The organism is Pseudomonas sp. AC463, from assembly GCF_979253585.1.
The window spans coordinates 1-235 of the sequence record NZ_CEEDDZ010001176.1 but is presented as its reverse complement, the minus strand read 5'-3'; the positions used below and the strand labels follow the sequence as shown (position 1 = coordinate 235).

The following is a 235-nucleotide window of genomic DNA, read 5'->3' as shown; positions in this document are numbered from 1 at the left end:
ATGCTGTACAGCTCTATGCGCTGTTCGGCACGAGCGTAGCGCTCCAGAATCTCCAGTGAGTCGTCAGTGGAGCCATCGTTGATGATAACGATCTGATCCGCAGGCCGGTCTTGTTGTAGGAGCGAGTCGATGGCTTGCTCCAGGTACGGAGCAGCGTTGTATACCGGTATCAGCACACTTAACGTGGTCACCTTCAGTCTCGCTCAGTTGCCTGCTTATCGAAGAGTGCGTCAAG

The 235-nt window shown here is 54.5% G+C and carries 1 protein-coding gene; it reads right to left on the bottom strand.

All coding sequences use genetic code 11. From position 1 onward, the window contains the following. Window positions 1–191: glycosyltransferase family 2 protein (locus AC0IYH_RS34030; RefSeq protein ID WP_471838892.1), on the bottom strand; the 191-nt coding region annotated here is incomplete at its 3' end. Window positions 192–235: the final 44 nt, after the last annotated feature.